At 57.1% G+C, this 15,447-nt stretch carries 14 protein-coding genes; 8 read left to right on the forward strand and 6 right to left on the reverse strand.

Annotated elements, in window-relative coordinates; translation table 11 throughout:
- Positions 1–55 precede the first annotated feature (55 nt).
- Genes leuS through holA form a run of 3 tightly spaced genes read left to right on the forward strand, consistent with a single transcriptional unit; the run spans position 56 to position 4,081 of the window.
- Positions 56–2,614 (forward strand): leucine--tRNA ligase, encoded by a 2,559-nt coding sequence (gene leuS, locus ABJL60_RS16610; RefSeq protein WP_348375763.1) that lies wholly within the window; start codon positions 56–58, stop codon positions 2,612–2,614.
- Positions 2,601–3,083, forward strand: coding sequence for an LPS assembly lipoprotein LptE (gene lptE / locus ABJL60_RS16615; RefSeq protein WP_348291025.1), 483 nt, complete (start codon positions 2,601–2,603; stop codon positions 3,081–3,083). Before leuS ends, lptE begins: the two co-directional genes overlap by 14 nt.
- Positions 3,080–4,081: a DNA polymerase III subunit delta gene (holA, locus tag ABJL60_RS16620; RefSeq protein WP_348375761.1), complete on the forward strand. Its 1,002-nt coding sequence runs from the start codon at positions 3,080–3,082 to the stop codon at positions 4,079–4,081. The genes lptE and holA overlap by 4 nt, the downstream gene beginning before the upstream one ends.
- 113 nt (positions 4,082–4,194) lie before the next feature.
- Here the strand turns inward: holA and ABJL60_RS16625 are convergent, their stop codons facing one another.
- The 6 genes from ABJL60_RS16625 to ABJL60_RS16650 all read right to left on the reverse strand — a co-directional run bounded on the left by ABJL60_RS16625 (position 4,195) and on the right by ABJL60_RS16650 (position 9,143).
- The gene (locus ABJL60_RS16625) at positions 4,195–4,623 is read right to left on the reverse strand and encodes a GFA family protein (protein ID WP_348291029.1); all 429 of its coding nucleotides are present in this window, start codon (positions 4,621–4,623) and stop codon (positions 4,195–4,197) included.
- 88 nt (positions 4,624–4,711) lie between these two features.
- The gene (locus tag ABJL60_RS16630; protein WP_348375759.1) at positions 4,712–5,899 is read right to left on the reverse strand and encodes a TIGR03862 family flavoprotein; all 1,188 of its coding nucleotides are present in this window, start codon (positions 5,897–5,899) and stop codon (positions 4,712–4,714) included.
- Entirely contained in the window at positions 5,896–7,230 is a 1,335-nt protein-coding gene (locus tag ABJL60_RS16635; RefSeq protein ID WP_348291033.1) for a mechanosensitive ion channel domain-containing protein, read from the reverse strand. The genes ABJL60_RS16630 and ABJL60_RS16635 overlap by 4 nt, the downstream gene beginning before the upstream one ends.
- Before the next feature lie 67 nt (positions 7,231–7,297).
- Positions 7,298–7,789 carry a hypothetical protein gene (locus ABJL60_RS16640; RefSeq protein WP_348291035.1) on the reverse strand — a complete coding sequence of 164 codons (492 nt, stop codon included), beginning with the start codon at positions 7,787–7,789 and terminating at the stop codon, positions 7,298–7,300.
- On the reverse strand, positions 7,786–8,397 hold the full coding sequence (locus ABJL60_RS16645) for an enoyl-CoA hydratase/isomerase family protein (protein ID WP_348375757.1): 612 nt from the start codon (positions 8,395–8,397) through the stop codon (positions 7,786–7,788). Before ABJL60_RS16645 ends, ABJL60_RS16640 begins: the two co-directional genes overlap by 4 nt.
- Entirely contained in the window at positions 8,394–9,143 is a 750-nt protein-coding gene (locus ABJL60_RS16650; RefSeq protein ID WP_348291038.1) for an SDR family oxidoreductase, read from the reverse strand. The genes ABJL60_RS16645 and ABJL60_RS16650 overlap by 4 nt, the downstream gene beginning before the upstream one ends.
- Before the next feature lie 155 nt (positions 9,144–9,298).
- Between ABJL60_RS16650 and ABJL60_RS16655 the strand changes: the two genes are divergently transcribed.
- The 5 genes from ABJL60_RS16655 (at position 9,299) to lpxK (ending at position 15,428) form a co-directional block, all read left to right on the forward strand.
- On the forward strand, positions 9,299–10,837 hold the full coding sequence (locus ABJL60_RS16655; RefSeq protein WP_348375755.1) for a DUF2125 domain-containing protein: 1,539 nt from the start codon (positions 9,299–9,301) through the stop codon (positions 10,835–10,837).
- Between the two features lie 145 nt (positions 10,838–10,982).
- Positions 10,983–12,329, forward strand: a complete 1,347-nt coding sequence (locus tag ABJL60_RS16660) for a TldD/PmbA family protein (RefSeq protein ID WP_348375753.1) — start codon at positions 10,983–10,985, stop codon at positions 12,327–12,329.
- Positions 12,316–13,095 carry a 3'(2'),5'-bisphosphate nucleotidase CysQ gene (locus ABJL60_RS16665; protein WP_348375751.1) on the forward strand — a complete coding sequence of 260 codons (780 nt, stop codon included), beginning with the start codon at positions 12,316–12,318 and terminating at the stop codon, positions 13,093–13,095. Before ABJL60_RS16660 ends, ABJL60_RS16665 begins: the two co-directional genes overlap by 14 nt.
- A gap of 140 nt (positions 13,096–13,235) precedes the next feature.
- Complete coding sequence (locus ABJL60_RS16670) at positions 13,236–14,441, forward strand: glycosyltransferase N-terminal domain-containing protein (protein WP_348375749.1); 1,206 nt, start codon at positions 13,236–13,238, stop codon at positions 14,439–14,441.
- Positions 14,442–14,444: 3 nt separating this feature from the next.
- Complete coding sequence (gene lpxK / locus ABJL60_RS16675) at positions 14,445–15,428, forward strand: tetraacyldisaccharide 4'-kinase (protein WP_348375747.1); 984 nt, start codon at positions 14,445–14,447, stop codon at positions 15,426–15,428.
- The last annotated feature ends 19 nt before the right edge of the window (positions 15,429–15,447 follow it).

Raw genomic sequence — 15,447 nt, forward strand, 5'->3', positions numbered from 1 at the left:
GGCCCTTTCGCCCGGCGTTTTGCTTTCCACCCCACACGTATATGGGACGACCCACATGGCCACTTACACACCCGCTGAAATCGAAGCCCGTTGGCAAACCGCCTGGGACAAGGCTGGCATTTTCACCGCCAAGCGCGACGAAACCAAGCCCAAGTATTACGTGCTGGAAATGTTCCCCTACCCTTCGGGTCGCATCCACATGGGCCACGTGCGCAACTATACAATGGGCGACGTGATCGCGCGGTATAAGATGTCGACAGGCCACAACGTGCTGCACCCCATGGGCTGGGACGCCTTTGGGATGCCCGCCGAAAACGCCGCCATGGCCATTGGCGGCCACCCCAAAGACTGGACCTACGGCAACATCAAAGACATGCGCGGGCAAATGAAACCGCTGGGCCTGTCCATCGACTGGTCCCGTGAATTCGCCACATGTGACCCCGAATACTACGGCCAACAGCAGGCCCTGTTCCTTGATTTCCTTGAAGCTGGTCTGATTCACCGCAAAAATGCCCAAGTAAACTGGGACCCTGTCGACATGACGGTTCTGGCCAACGAACAGGTCATCGACGGCAAAGGCTGGCGATCGGGTGCCGAGGTTGAAAAGCGCGACCTGACGCAATGGTTCTTCAAAATCTCCGATTATGCGGGCGAACTGAACGAAGCCCTGCAAGGTCTCGAAAACTGGCCTGCCAAAGTCCGTTTGATGCAGGAAAACTGGATCGGCGAATCGCGTGGTCTGCAATTTGCCTTTTCGACCATCGACGCGCCTGACGGCTTTGACCGCGTCGAGGTCTACACAACACGCCCCGACACGTTGATGGGCGCGTCCTTTGTGGGCATATCGCCGGACCATCCGCTGGCCAAACAACTTGAAAAAGACAACGCCGACCTCGCTGCCTTCAACGCCGAATGCCGCAAGGGGGGCACCACCGCCGCTGAAATCGAAACCGCTGAGAAGATGGGTTTTGATACAGGCCTGCGCGTGCGCCATCCCTTTGACACCGATTGGGAATTGCCCGTCTACGTCGCCAACTTCATCCTGATGGACTACGGCACAGGCGCGATTTTCGGCTGCCCCGCCCATGACGAACGCGACTTTGAATTTGCCACCAAATATGCGCTGCCCATCATCTCGACCTATCTGCCGTCTGAAGACTCAGACCCAAAGGTGACTGAGGCCTACGTGCCTGCCAAAACCGACAAGGTTTTCTACAACGGCGGCTTCGCAGGCGAGGCATGGCAAACCGGCAATGACGCCATCGCCGCCGCAATCGACTTCTGCGAAGGTAAAGGCGTTGGTCAAGGCGTCACCAAATATCGCCTGCGCGATTGGGGTCTGTCCCGCCAACGCTACTGGGGCGCACCGATCCCCGTCGTTCATTGCGACACTTGCGGCGTCGTACCGGAAAAGAAAGAAAACCTGCCGGTTGAACTGCCCTATGACGTCGAATTCGACACGCCCGGCAACCCGCTTGACCGCCACCCAACATGGCGCGACGTCCCTTGCCCGTCTTGCGGCAAGCCTGCCAAACGCGAAACCGATACGATGGACACCTTCGTGGACAGCTCTTGGTATTTCGCCCGCTTCACGTCGCCCCGCGCCGACACGCCCACCGTGGCCGAGGACGCCGCTTATTGGATGAACGTCGATCAATACATCGGCGGGATCGAACACGCGATCTTGCACCTGCTCTATTCCCGCTTCTTTGCACGCGCGATGCAGATCACCGGACACCTGCCCGAAAGCGCGATTGAACCCTTCGACGCGCTGTTCACCCAAGGCATGGTGACACATGAATGCTATACACCTGAGGGTGGTGACGAAAAACGTGGACCGTTCTTTTTCCCTGAAGAAGTGGATCGTGATGCGCGTGTGAAAAAAGATACTGGTGAAAAGATCGAGATCTTCTCTTCCGTTAAAATGTCAAAATCCAAGAAAAACGTGGTCGACCCGCTTGGAATCATCGCGAATTACGGCGCTGACACAGCGCGCTGGTTCGTTTTGTCTGATTCCCCCCCCGAACGGGACGTGGAATGGACCGCATCAGGCGCCGAAGCCGCTTATAAGCACCTCAACCGGGTCTGGAACATCTGCGACCGGATCGGTGCGATGGACAAGGATGCGGCCGGCAAAGACGATGATGCACTGCTCAAAATCATGCACAAAACCATCCATGATGTGACCATGGGCGTCGAAAGCTTTGGGTTTAATGCGGCCATCGCGAAACTTTACGCCTTCACCGCAGCACTACAAAAATCCAAAGCCAGCCACGCCGCGCAACGCGAAGCGGTCATGACGTTGGCGCAGCTCATGGCACCTATGACGCCGCACCTCGCGGAAGACATCTGGGCGCATCAAGGCGGCGAAGGGCTGGTCACAACCGCCCCATGGCCCAAGGCCGACGACAAAATGCTGGTCGATGACACCGTGACCCTGCCGATCCAAGTGAACGGCAAACGGCGTGGCGAAATCGAAGTGCCCGCCGACATGCCCAAAGACGAGGTTGAAAAGATCGCCTTGGCCAGCCAAGCTGTGCAAAAGGCCTTGGACGGTGGACAGCCCAAAAAGGTGATCGTTGTGCCGGGACGGATTGTGAATGTGGTCGTTTAAAACAGCGCAGATATTGCTTGTCGCAGCTTTGCCATTGGCGTCTTGCGGGTTCACGCCCGTGTATGGCCCGGACGGGGTTGGCACACAGCTGCAAAACCGGGTGCTGGTCGATGAACCCCTGACGCGCAACGGCTATCTGATCACCCGACATCTGGAAACGCGGTTGGGGCGCACAAATGACGCGGCTTTTGCCCTATCCGTGACAGTCAAAACGCAAGAAGTGTCGCTGGCCATTGACGCCGATGGTGTGATTGAACGCTACAACCTGATCGGGACGGCAGATTATACGTTGATCAACAAAAGCACGGGCGCGATTGCAGCATCCGGGCAAGTCGAAAGTTTCACAGGGTATTCTGCGACAGGCACGCCTGTGGCGGCTTTGGCTGCGGAACGGGACGCCAGTGAACGATTGATGGTCATTCTGGGCGACAAGCTTGTGGCCGAATTGCAAACACAGGCCTCCTTGTGAAGCTGAGCGGCGGGCAGGCAACCGGTTATTTCTCAAAGCCCGAAACCGACAAAACCGGATTGCTGATTTACGGATCAGACCCCATGCGTGTGGCTTTGAAGCGACAAGAGGTGATCGCGGCGCTGATCGGTCCCCAAGGCGAAGAGGAAATGCGGCTTACGCGAATCCCTGCGGGCGACTTGCGCAAAGAGCCTGCCCTGTTGATGGACGCGATCAAGGCAATCGGCTTTTTCCCAGGCCCCCGCGTCGCATTTGTCGAAGACGCCAACAGCTATGTGGACGCCACAATCATTGACGCGTTGGACAACTGGCAGTCGGGGGATGCGCAGATCGTCGTGACAGCGGGGACGCTGAAACCAACGTCGAAGACACGAAAAGCGTTTGAAAGCCACCGCAACGCCTATGCTGTTGGCATCTACGACAACCCGCCCACGCGGCAAGAAATTGAATTGGCCTTGCAAGCCTCGGGCCTCCAAGTGCCTCAAGGTGACGTAATGGCGGTGCTGAGCGATCTGGCGCAGGCTTTGGATCCGGGCGATTTCCGCCAAACGCTGGAAAAAATCACGCTGTACAAATGGAACGACCCCGAACCGCTTAGCGCGGATGACGTGGCGGCCTGTGCCCCAACCTCGACAGAAGCAGACATCGACGACATCCTGATGGTGGTGGCCGATGCAAAAGCTGATCAAATCGGCCCCGTTCTGGCGAAGCTACAAGCGCAGGGGGTGAACGCCGTTTCACTGTGCATCGGCGCTATGCGTCATTTCCGCTCAATGCACAAAGTGGTTTGTGACACGACAGGGCGCCCCAATATCTGGGGCTCAAACAAGGACCGGATCATCGCACAGGCCAGACGCTGGGGGCCGTTCAAGCTGGAGACGGCGCTGACTGTGCTGACAGACACCGACCTGCAACTTAGGTCCGCAGGCCAAAATGCGCCGGCCATGGCGCTGGTGGAACGTGCTTTCATCCGCTTGGCTATGTTGGGCGCACGCTAGAATAAACCTTCCAGTTCTTTTTCCTGAAAAATTTCGGGGGGGGAAGGTGCGCCGCACCGGCGGCAGAGCCGCAAATCAAACGACGCAAATACAGCGACAATGGAAAAGCGTTTTCAAGCAGGCGGTGCAAACAAAGCCATCAATTCGGCACCCGTGAATTGCTCGGTCTCTTCCGCAAAACTGTATCCATCCGGTTTACTATCAATGAAAACTTCGCCCTTCAAATCGATGCCAGATACATCATCCAACGCGCCCATGGCCACGTGATAGGTGCCGCTGTGCGGACCGGGGGATGTGATGCGATAGAACAAGCTGCTGCCACATGTGCTGCAAAACCCCCGCTCGGCCCAGTCTGACGATGCAAAATGCGTGATGTTGCCCGCACCTTCGATGGACATGTTGTCAGGGGCAACTTCGATGCCAAGATATACGCCGCCGGACCATTTACGGCACATGTCGCAATGACATGCCCCTGTGTCCGTAACGTCAGAGGCAATTTTAAATGTGACAGCGCCGCATAGGCAGCTTCCAGATCGAGGCATTCGCGTAACTCCTGTTTTGGATCATGGTCACGGCAAGACATATCCCACCATCTTGCCAATTTCTGACAGCAGCCCCGAATAACAAGGTTTACAGCAGCCCCAGGCGCCGCGCGGCGGCTTGTCCGGCCCAACGGCCTGTCGCAAAGCATCCGGTCAAAAGATATCCGCCCGTCGGGGCATCCCAATCAACCATTTCACCAGCACAAAAGACACCTGGCATGGATTTCAACATCAGACCGTCATCCAAGGCGTTCCATGCAACACCGCCATGTGTGGAAATAGCTTGATCCATGGGGCGCAAGCCCGCGTGGGCCACTGGCAAATTCTTGATCAACGCCGCCAAAGCAACAGCATTCTGTGGCACTGGCCTAGACCATTCCTGCAACATCGCGATCTTGACGGAAGACAACCGCAGCGCTTTGCGCAGGTGGTTTGAAAGACTGGCCTTTCCACGCTTTTTGGACAGCCGTTCTGCAATTTGCGCAGCATCCATATCAGGTAACAGGTCGACAAACAGCGATGTCGACGCATCAATGTGCCGCGCCAAAGGGTACAGGCCCCCACCTTCAAGTCCATGAGCAGACACAACAGCTTCACCGCGGCTTTGGATTCCGTTTACTGTCCATTTGACAGCCTTAATTGGCGCACCAAAGTGGCGCTGCATGTGCGTGGACCAATCAACCGAAACGCCAACATTGGATGCGCCGAAGGGTGTCATAGGAACATCACGATCCTTCAGCATATTTGCCCAAGCACCGTCCGACCCCAATCGCGCCCAACTGGCCCCGCCCAGCGCCAAAATTGTGACATCAGGCTGCATAAATTGCGCCTCCTGCGGAGGGTCAAAAACAAGCGCTCCTGCGTCATCCCAACCTTGCCACCGCGCCCGTGTGACTCGCCGCACCCCAAGCGCATCCAGTCGCGCAAACCATGCCCGCAACAGCGGTGATGCTTTCATCGCCTCTGGAAACACCCGCCCCGAACTGCCCGTGAAAACAGGTTGTTGCAAGCGTTTGGCCCACGCCTGAATGGCCTTGGCATCGAAGTCCGCAATCATAGGCTTCAAGCGATCCGCAGCCTCGTAGAACCGTGGCAACAGCTCTTCCAAAGGCGCATCCGTTGTCAGGTTCAATCCCGACTTGCCCGCCATCAAGAACTTACGCCCCATGGATGGTTTCGCATCAAAAACAGTCACCTGTGCCCCGGCCTGCGACAACACTTCGGCAGCCATCAAACCCGCAGGACCGCCGCCAATGATGCTGGCGCGCACGCTCATGTCTCAATCTTCGGCATAGCGCCTTTGAATTCTACAACACGGTGCGGATAAGGAATTTGGATGCCGTTATCTTTCAAAGCATTCCACACAATGAACAGCACTTGGGATTTGTATTTATGCTGCCCGTCGTCGATGCCGTTGACCCAAAATTCGACCGTGAAATCGATGCCGCTGTCGCCAAAGCCCACCAATTCGCAATCCGCCGGATAGGGTTCATTCAACACATCGGGGTGCGCGGCCACAGCGGCGTTGATGATGTCGGGCACTATGTTGATGTCGGTGTCGTAGCTGACGGAAAACGGGGCCTCATAGCGGTTGGCTGATCCTGAATCCGAATAATTCACCACCCGCGTCGTAATGAAATCTTCGTTTGGCACGACAATCCAGCGCCCATCGAAGGTTTCCAAGATCGCGGCCCGGGCTGTCATACGCACAATCGTGCCAGCTTCGCCGCCGTCCAATTCAACGTAATCACCGACGGTGGCTTGCCCTTCCACCAACAAAATTACGCCTGAAATGAAGTTGGACGCGATCTTTTGCAGACCAAACCCAAGACCCACACCAATGGCCCCTCCAAGGACGGCCAAGGCGCTTAAATTGATCCCCATGATGTTCATCAACAGCAGGAAGGCGACACCAAAGATAATGAATTCTACTGATTTTACAGCCAGTTGCCGGATAGATGGCCGCATTTCCTCTTGTTTGGAAATGAAGTTAGTGGACTGTTCGTTTGACCAACGGCCCAACCAGAACAACAAGGCCCCCGCGATCAACCCACGCACAAGCGCCATGACCGAAAACGAGATATTTCCCAGCTGCACGGTCATAGCCGACAATTGTGTTTGCGCCACATCCAGCATTCCCAAAGCGTACAAGCCTGCGATGGGCAAAAAGACATATTTCCCGATCAGCTTCAGGAAGGAATCTGTGATGATGTCGCGCACAAGCGCCCGCACCGCCAAGAACAAAAACACACGCTTTCCGAAGGCAATCACAGCACCGCTGTCGAACAACGATCGCACAATGCTTTCACCGATTCCGGTGAACACATACGCCATCAATGGCAATAAAAGCGGCAAAAACCCCATAACAAAGCGGCGCGGCGTCGCAAGCAAATGTGTGCTGTCGCCGGGGTCCAGAACACGCACCAACAATGGCCGCAATTTTCGTGTGACCATAAGTGCTGCAAAATACGCCACCACCAGCAAACCGAACTGGGACCAAGCCGCCGGACTAAGCAACCACGACGCCGCCAATTCCCACCCTGCTTCGATGTATCCTGCCACTTGCACGACGATTTCAGGTTGCCCCGACAGATCAATCCCAAACATGGCGCACCTTTTGCTATCCTACGGATGTGTTCAATCTGTCATGCAGAAGACGCAGCTTTAGCGCAAGTTAAAGCTGACAACGCTTGAGACGTGCCAGCACAGACGCCGAGGTTTCCGTACCGCGTGCCTTGGCCAGAACAAGCGCCATCTTTGGGCCATGGGATGCGACAGACATCCCCAACAAATCACACCCGGCATACCCCCATGCCCGCACCATTGATTTTGGCGAGACAACAGCGGCCATCACAAGGGTTTCGGTATATCCGACGCCGCCTACGGGTATCCCAAGGCGCGGCAGCAGTTGCAAAACATGCAGCTGTGCGGGCCAAGTGGTTGCGCGGGACCCCGCACGGATCACTCCAATTGGATCAACGACGCCATGCCCCTGCTCCAATGCGTGTTTGATCAACCACGTGGCCCCGTCTGCCCGTTCCGGATTTTGTGCGATACGGATCAAATCCAGCATGTAAGTGGCACGGCTGCAAAACGTCCCGTGCACCGCCAAAATGTCGTCACGCGACTTGCAGTCCCATGCGGCTATGGCGTCCTCTAGGGTCATGCCCCCTGACACATGTCTTTGATCCCTTTGGCAATTTCCGGTTTTGCCGCAACTGTATCCGCGCACAGGGTTTGGGCCGCTTCCAGAACATCACCATCTATGATCCGGTCAATCAGGCCAAAGATCAAAGCCTCGGGGGCTTCGATTTTTTGCCCGCCCATCAAGATCAGCTTGGTGCGTGCAGGCCCGATCAACGCCGCCATGCGCTTGGGATCAGAGGGTTGCGGCAGAAAACCCAGCTTCATCACGGGATAGAAAAATTTGGCCCCCGGCACGGCGATCCGCATGTCACAGGCCAAGGCCATCCCCATCGCACCGCCCGCCAACGTACCGTTCAACGCGGCGATCGTCAGGCCGGGTAAACGTGCAATCGCGCCTGACAAGCGTTCCCATACATCCGACACAGCCAGCCCCGCCCGCGCTTCGTCCAGATCGGCACCGGCGCTGAATACGCGCCCTTCACCCGTCAGAACAAAGGCCTGCGCGTCTTGGGCGCTTTCGGCGATTTCAGCCAGTTCGGACAGCATCGCAAGGGTCAGTGAATTGGCTTTTTCTGGGCGGTTGATCTTCACGACCCAAATGCCGCCATCTTTATGAAGCTCGATCATGCCAAGCCCACCGCGGCCCGAATGGCATCATCACGCAACGATATTTCCTGTCCGCAATATGCGTCAGCTTGCGCACTGCACATCCATAGCAACGCTTTGGCTGGCCAATCTGCCGGAATGTGATCTTCCCATGCCAATTGACTTACTGGATTGATCCCCGATGCTTTGATTTCGCGCTGCATTTGCGTGGCGACAGTGCCCGGGGACAGCCCGATTGCACGAATACCTTCCGCACCGTTTTCCTTGTCCACGCATTGCGTCAGCATCGCAACCGCCGCTTTGGACGCGCAATAATGGCTCCAGGCTTCAACCGGACCGTGGGCGGCACCGGAACTGATGGTTAGAATGCTGCCACCACCGGCCTTTTGCATCACGGGCAAAGCCGCCCGCATGCCGTTGAACACACCTTTCAGATTGATATCGATGACATGGGACCATGCATCTGGATCGGCATTGGCCAGATGGGCCACCGGTTCAATGACGCCCGCATTATTGATCAACACATCCAAACCACCAAAGGCTGTGATCGTGGCATTCACAGCTGCTTCGACTTCCCAGTATCGCGAGACGTCGCAGGGAATGGCGATGGCCTGCGCCCCGATTTCACCCGCGACTTCGCCAATAGCATCTGCACTGCGCGCCAACAGGGCAACGTTGGCCCCAGCGCCTGCGAACACACGCGCAGCTTCTGCCCCGATGCCACGGCTTGCGCCGGTGATCATCACTGTTTTTCCTGTCATATCCATAACGGGTCTTTCCTTTGTCATGCTTAAGGGCATTGGTAATGGGCGACACTCCGCGCGTCCAGAGCACGGGCTTTCAAGGTGGGTAATTCCCCCCCTTGACCATGCTGCTGCAGTGCGAAACCATGACGCATCCCAGTTTTACAGGAATTTGTCCCATGTCTCTTTCTTCCTCACGTTTTTACACGCTATCTTGTTCAACAGCTGTTGCACTTTTTCTTGGCGCCCCTGCCGCTTTTGCTGATCTGACAGGTGCAGATGTTTGGGCCGACTGGCGCGGGTATATGGAAGGGTTCGGTTATGGCCTGACCGCGGATGAAGCGGTTTCCGGCAATACGTTGACGGTTTCCAATGTGGTTATGTCTTTGCCTCTAGAGGGTCAGGCAGGCACTGTTGGCTACACCATTCCAACGCTTGATTTTGTCACCAACGCCGATGGAACCGTGAATGTTGTGATGGCCCCGCAATCCGACCTGACAATGCAAACCAAAACCGAAACTGGCGAGGTTGTTGATATCGCGGCGTCCTACGACACGGCAAACTTCCAAATGGTAGCGTCAGGCGATCCGTCTGCGCTGACGTATACATACAGCGCTGATACAATGGACATCACCCTTGATAGTGTCGCCATGAACGGCACGACCTTGCCTGCCGACGCCGCGCGCTTTGTGATGTCCGTGGCCGACATCAAAGGCACCACCGACATCACGGTTGCAGACAAACGCACCTACGACCAAACCATGACATCCGGCGCGGTTACCTATGACGCCGCCTTTGTAGATCCCGAAGGCCAAGGTCGCTTTGCTTTAAAGGGCGGGACCCAAGGTATGACATTTGGCGGCGTGGGCGATTTGCCAGCCGACGGCCAGACAACGGATATCGGCGCCTTGCTGGCTGCGGGATTTGATTTTTCCGGCACCTTCGGATTTCTGGCAGGCAACATGAACTTGAACTTCGATGGGCCAGATGGCGCAGGCACGGCCAGCACCTCGTCCCAAGGCGGGAACATTGGCGTTGCGATGGGCCAAGAAGGTCTGCGCTATGACGTGACCCAGAATGGGCTGGATGTGAATATGCTGATGCCTGACGTACCGTTGCCCATCAGCTTCAAGATGCAGCAATCGAAGTTCAACTTGACGATGCCCATGCAAAAATCGGACGAAGAACAAGATTTCGCCTTCGGGTTCAAAATGGGCGATTTCACCATGTCTGATATGATCTGGGGCATTTTCGATCCAACAGGCCAATTGCCACGCGATCCGGCCACCATTGCCATCGACTTGACCGGCAAAGCGAAGGTGCTGTTCGACTTTTTTGACCCAGCGCAAGCTGCCGCCTTGGAAAGCAGCGGCGCAGTGCCGGGCGAGCTGAACGCGCTGACTTTACAAAACCTTGTGGTCGATGCTGTGGGTGCGCGGTTGTCAGGCAAAGGTGACTTTGTCTTCGACAACACCGATTTGGTAAGCTTTGGCGGCATTCCGAAACCCGAAGGCGCGGTTGATCTGGAACTTGTGGGCGGCAACGGGCTGATCGACAAACTGGTCGCCATGGGCCTTTTGCCTGAACAGCAAGCTATGGGTGCACGCATGATGATGGGTCTGTTCGCGGTTCCAGGCGAAGGGGAAGACACGTTGAATTCCAAAATCGAATTCAACGACCAAGGTCACATTCTGGCCAACGGTCAGCGCATCCAGTAACCCTTTTCTACAAGCTCTCAAGGCCGCGCTTCATGGTGCGGCCTTTTGCGTGTGCACGGCGCGCTACATCGCTTTTGCACCCGCGACCCTTGCAGCCTGCCCCCTGCACCGTTACCTCACCTACAACTCTAATGCGGAGACTGCGATGCCAATGCCCCTGAACGTGCTGACCCAAGCCTTGTTAAAGGCAGCTAAAACCGCTGGCGCGGACGCAGCCGACGCTATGGCGGTGCAAGGCACATCCGTTTCCATCGACGTGCGGGCGGGCGCATTGGAACATGCCGAACGCAGCGAAGGTGTCGATCTGGGGTTGCGGGTTTTTGTAGGCCAGAAAGTCGCCAACGTGTCCGCTTCAGACACCTCGGACCGGACCATCGAAGAAATGGCAGTCCGTGCCGTGGCCATGGCACAAGAAGCCCCGGAAGACCCCTATGCCGGCCTTGCGAACCCCGATCAGCTGACCCAAACGCGCAACGCCGATGGTCTGGAACTATACGATCCAACCCCGGAACCCACCGCCGAAGCCTTGCAAGATGACGCGATGCGTGCCGAAGCTGCGGCATTGGCTGTCAAAGGCGTCACCCAAGCCCAAGGGGCCACCGCAGCCTATGGTGCGCGCGACGTCTATTTGGCCGCCTCCAATGGCTTTGAAGGTGGTTACAGCCGAACAGACCGCGCCATAAGCTGCGTGGCCATTGCAGGCTCTGGCACACAGATGGAACGCGACTATTCTGGTGACAGCCGCATTTTTCAGGGCGACTTGCGCAGCGCCCAAGACATCGGCACCGAAGCAGGCATGCGCGTGCTGGAACGCATGGATGCCCGCCAACCCAAAACCGGCACCTACCCCGTTTTGTTTGACGAACGCATTTCCGCCAGTTTGATTGGTCATATGCTGGCTGCCGCGAACGGGGCCGCAGTGGCGCGTGGTGCCACATGGCTGCGCGACGCATTGGGCGAAGACCTTTTACCCAAAGGGCTGGACGTCATTGAGGACCCACATCGCAAGCGTGCCGGCGGTTCGCGCCCCTTTGATGCCGAAGGGTTGCCCACGAAGGTGCGCAAGATCATCGACAACGGCACACTGACAGGCTGGACACTGGATCTGGCCAACGCCCGCAAACTGGACATGCAGTCAACAGGCAACGCCGCACGCGGGCCGTCTTCGGGTCCGTCCCCGGCGACATGGAATGTGGCGTTGACCCAAGGGGACGCAAGCCGCGCAGACCTGATCCGCGAAATGGGCACCGGGTTGCTTGTCACCTCAATGATCGGCTCAACCATCAACCCCAACACCGGCGACTATTCACGAGGCGCAGCAGGCCTGTGGATTGAAAACGGCGAAATCACTTATGCAGTCAACGAATGTACCATCGCAGGCAATTTGCGCGACATGTTACGTTCAATTGTACCAGCCAATGACGCACGCACGCATCTTAGCCGCGTTGTGCCATCGCTTTTGGTGCCGGGGATGACGCTTGCAGGATCATGATCTGGACCTGCTGATCGATGCATGCCGGATTGCAGGGCGCATTGCGACAAGCTACGCAGGCAAAACCGCCAAACGCTGGGACAAGCCCGAAGATGCGGGCCCCGTGACCGAGGCCGATCTGGCCGTCAACGACATGTTTCATGCAGTGTTGCGTCAGGCCCGACCCGATTACGGCTGGCTTTCGGAGGAAACCGAAGATTCTACGGCGCGGCAGGACTGTGACACGGTGTTTATCGTGGACCCTATCGATGGCACCCGCAGTTTTGCTGCAGGTGATCCGACATGGGCGCACTCTGTTGCTGTGGCACACAAAGGGCATGTGACTGCGGCCGTGGTTTACCTGCCTTTACGCGACAAACTATATGCCGCCCGCAAAGGTGGAGGGGCCACGCTGAACGGTACACACATGCGGGTGTCTTCGCAGAAAACGCTGCACAAATCGTCCGTTTTGACAACACGTCCCGCGATGAAGGACAGCAACTGGAAGAACGGCGCACCAGATGTTGATTTCAATTACCGCCCGTCATTGGCCTACCGCATGGCCTGCATCGCCGAGGGGCGATTTGATGTTATGTTTACCTTTCGGCCCACGTGGGAATGGGACATTGCGGCGGGCGAATTGATCATTGCCGAAGCCGGGGGGACCATCAGCGATCGCACTGGTCGCCCTTTGACGTTTAACAATCCGACGCCCCAACTGAACGGCGTTATCGCTGGCACCCCCTTGGTGCACCGCGACACTCTGGATGCATTGCACCCGGCTTGACCCATTGGCACAATTGGGCAAACTGACAAGCGCAGCCGAAAGGATCAAGCCGATGACGCACAGCGTCACATATTCATTCGCGTTCCGCTGCCAAAGCCACGCCTTTTGGGCTTTGGGGTAGGGCAAATATGGTCACTGGTTTGGGACTATCAGCATATCGCGCCCTATCGCGGCGCAGGGCGTCTACCCCCTATACCACTTCTGCGGTGCGCCCTTCCGGCGCTTTGGTCTGGATGCATGCCCCCGAAGAAGGCAGCGCAGACACCGCGGCGACATTGGCCCGGCGGTTGGCGGCGACGTTGCCGGATTTGACCGTCATCGTGACCGTTGCCGGGAAAATCAGACCTCTTTGTGCTGGCAAGGACCTGATCTGTGAAACCTTGCCGCAAGATCACCCCGACACGGCCCGTCAGTTCATTGATCATTGGAAACCTGATGTTGCGTTGTGGCTTTGGGGCAATCTGCAACAGTCTTTCATCGACGCCGCCGCGCACTCAGGGGCTGCATTGCTTTTGGTGAATGCCGGTCAGAACGGATTTGACGAACTTAGCAGCCGCTGGCGACGCGATGTTGCGCGCCGGATGTTTGGCTTGTTTGACAAAGTGATCGCCCGGTCTGATGTCGCAGCAACGCGATTGACCATGCTGGGCTGTTCCAGCGAGATTTTGGAACAAACCGCCCCATTACAGACCAGCTCAATCGCATTGCCCTTTGCGCAAACCGATTTTGACGAAATGGCGGATGTTTTAAAGGGGCGCCCGGTATGGCATGCCGCTGCCGTGCAGCCCGAAGAAGTTTCCGTTGTCCTTGAAGCACACCGCCATGCGTCTCGTATGTCCCATCGCTTGCTGTTGGTTCTGAACCCTGCAGATCCCGCGCAGGAAAACGACTGCATCGCAATTCTGAAAGACCAGAACATGCGGTTTGCAAATTGGGACGAAGGTGCCTTCCCCGATGACAACTGTCAGGTCCTTTTGGCACCATCCCAGGGCGAATTGGGGCTGTGGTATCGCTGTGCGCCGGTGTCCTTTTTGGGAAGTTCCTTAGTTGCTGGCAAAGGCGGGCTGGACCCGATGCAGGCTGCGGCCTTGGGCAGCGCCGTTTTGTATGGCCCCAACGTGCGGAACCATCTGAACGTCTACACGCGCCTGGCAACAGTCGGCGCGGCGCGTATCGTCAATGACGCCAATGCATTGGGCGTGGCTGTCACGCGGTTGATGGCGCCGGATCATGCAGCAACCATGGCGTTGGCGGGATGGGACGTGGCTTCGGAAAGTGCAGCTGTCACAGACCGGATTGTAGATCTGGTCCAAGACGCGCTAGATGCGCGTCAACGAAGGGGCTAGGCCATGCGCGAACCTGCATTTTGGGGCAAAGGAAACGGCTGGCAATCCATGCTGCTGGCGCCTTTGGGCAAGCTATACGCCACAGCCACGGCCCGACGTTTGGCGCAGGGCACACCGCTAAAACTGGACGTTCCGGTGGTGTGTGTCGGCAATCTGAACGCAGGAGGCACCGGCAAAACCCCTACTGTGATTGCCTGCGTTGAGCGCCTGCGGGATATGTTCCATACCCCTCATGTTGTCAGTCGCGGTTACGGTGGATCGCTTGCTGGACCGGTTCGCGTCGATCCCAACAGGCACACCGCGGCTCAGGTTGGCGATGAACCTTTGTTGTTGGCTGCATTCGCAGATGTCTGGGTGGCCAAGGACCGCGCCGCAGGGGCCAAAGCCGCACAGGCAGATGGCGCGACTGTCATCGTTTTGGATGATGGGTTCCAAAACCCCGCTTTGGTGCAAGATTTGGCAATTGTGGTTGTGGACGCCGAACGCGGGTTTGGAAACGGGCGTTGTATCCCTGCGGGACCACTGCGCGAACCCGTAGATACGGGACTGGCGCGGGCTGATTTGCTGCTGTCCATCGGATCAATTCAGGCGCAGCAAGACTTTGCCGCTAAATTGCCCGACACGCACCCGCCCCATGTCACTGCGTCACTGGACGCGCTGCAAACCGGCATGACCTGGACGGACACGCCATTTTACGCCTTCGCAGGCATTGGTCATCCTGAAAAATTCTTTGAAACCCTACGCGGCTTGGGTGCGGATCTGGTGGCGACACAAGCGCTGGACGACCACCAATCGCTTTCAACAACCCTGTTGTCGCGGATGGAGACCGAAGCCAAGTCGCAAGGCGCACAATTGGTCACGACAGAAAAAGACGCTGCCCGTCTGCCGCCCTCATACCGTGGCAAGGTGATCACCTTGCCCGTTCGGTTGACCTTTGGCGACGAAGATGCGCTGCACACGAAGCTTCAAGCCTTGCCGCAGCCCTAGCCACGCAGCCCAAACAAAA

This window comes from Ascidiaceihabitans sp., assembly GCF_039986515.1.
Lineage (GTDB): Bacteria > Pseudomonadota > Alphaproteobacteria > Rhodobacterales > Rhodobacteraceae > Ascidiaceihabitans.

What these genes read in the sequence shown, in the direction of transcription:
- ABJL60_RS16635 (WP_348291033.1), bottom strand. Translation starts at nt 7,230, where the DNA reads ATGTTTGGGATTGATCTGTCGGGGCAACCTGAAATCGTCGTGCAAGTG.
- lptE (WP_348291025.1), top strand. Translation starts at nt 2,601, where the DNA reads ATGTGGTCGTTTAAAACAGCGCAGATATTGCTTGTCGCAGCTTTGCCA.
- ABJL60_RS16625 (WP_348291029.1), bottom strand. Translation starts at nt 4,623, where the DNA reads ATGCCTCGATCTGGAAGCTGCCTATGCGGCGCTGTCACATTTAAAATT.
- ABJL60_RS16650 (WP_348291038.1), bottom strand. Translation starts at nt 9,143, where the DNA reads ATGGATATGACAGGAAAAACAGTGATGATCACCGGCGCAAGCCGTGGC.
- ABJL60_RS16640 (WP_348291035.1), bottom strand. Translation starts at nt 7,789, where the DNA reads ATGACCCTAGAGGACGCCATAGCCGCATGGGACTGCAAGTCGCGTGAC.
- ABJL60_RS16660 (WP_348375753.1), top strand. Translation starts at nt 10,983, where the DNA reads ATGCCAATGCCCCTGAACGTGCTGACCCAAGCCTTGTTAAAGGCAGCT.
- lpxK (WP_348375747.1), top strand. Translation starts at nt 14,445, where the DNA reads ATGCGCGAACCTGCATTTTGGGGCAAAGGAAACGGCTGGCAATCCATG.
- leuS (WP_348375763.1), top strand. Translation starts at nt 56, where the DNA reads ATGGCCACTTACACACCCGCTGAAATCGAAGCCCGTTGGCAAACCGCC.
- ABJL60_RS16655 (WP_348375755.1), top strand. Translation starts at nt 9,299, where the DNA reads ATGTCTCTTTCTTCCTCACGTTTTTACACGCTATCTTGTTCAACAGCT.
- ABJL60_RS16630 (WP_348375759.1), bottom strand. Translation starts at nt 5,899, where the DNA reads ATGAGCGTGCGCGCCAGCATCATTGGCGGCGGTCCTGCGGGTTTGATG.
- ABJL60_RS16645 (WP_348375757.1), bottom strand. Translation starts at nt 8,397, where the DNA reads ATGATCGAGCTTCATAAAGATGGCGGCATTTGGGTCGTGAAGATCAAC.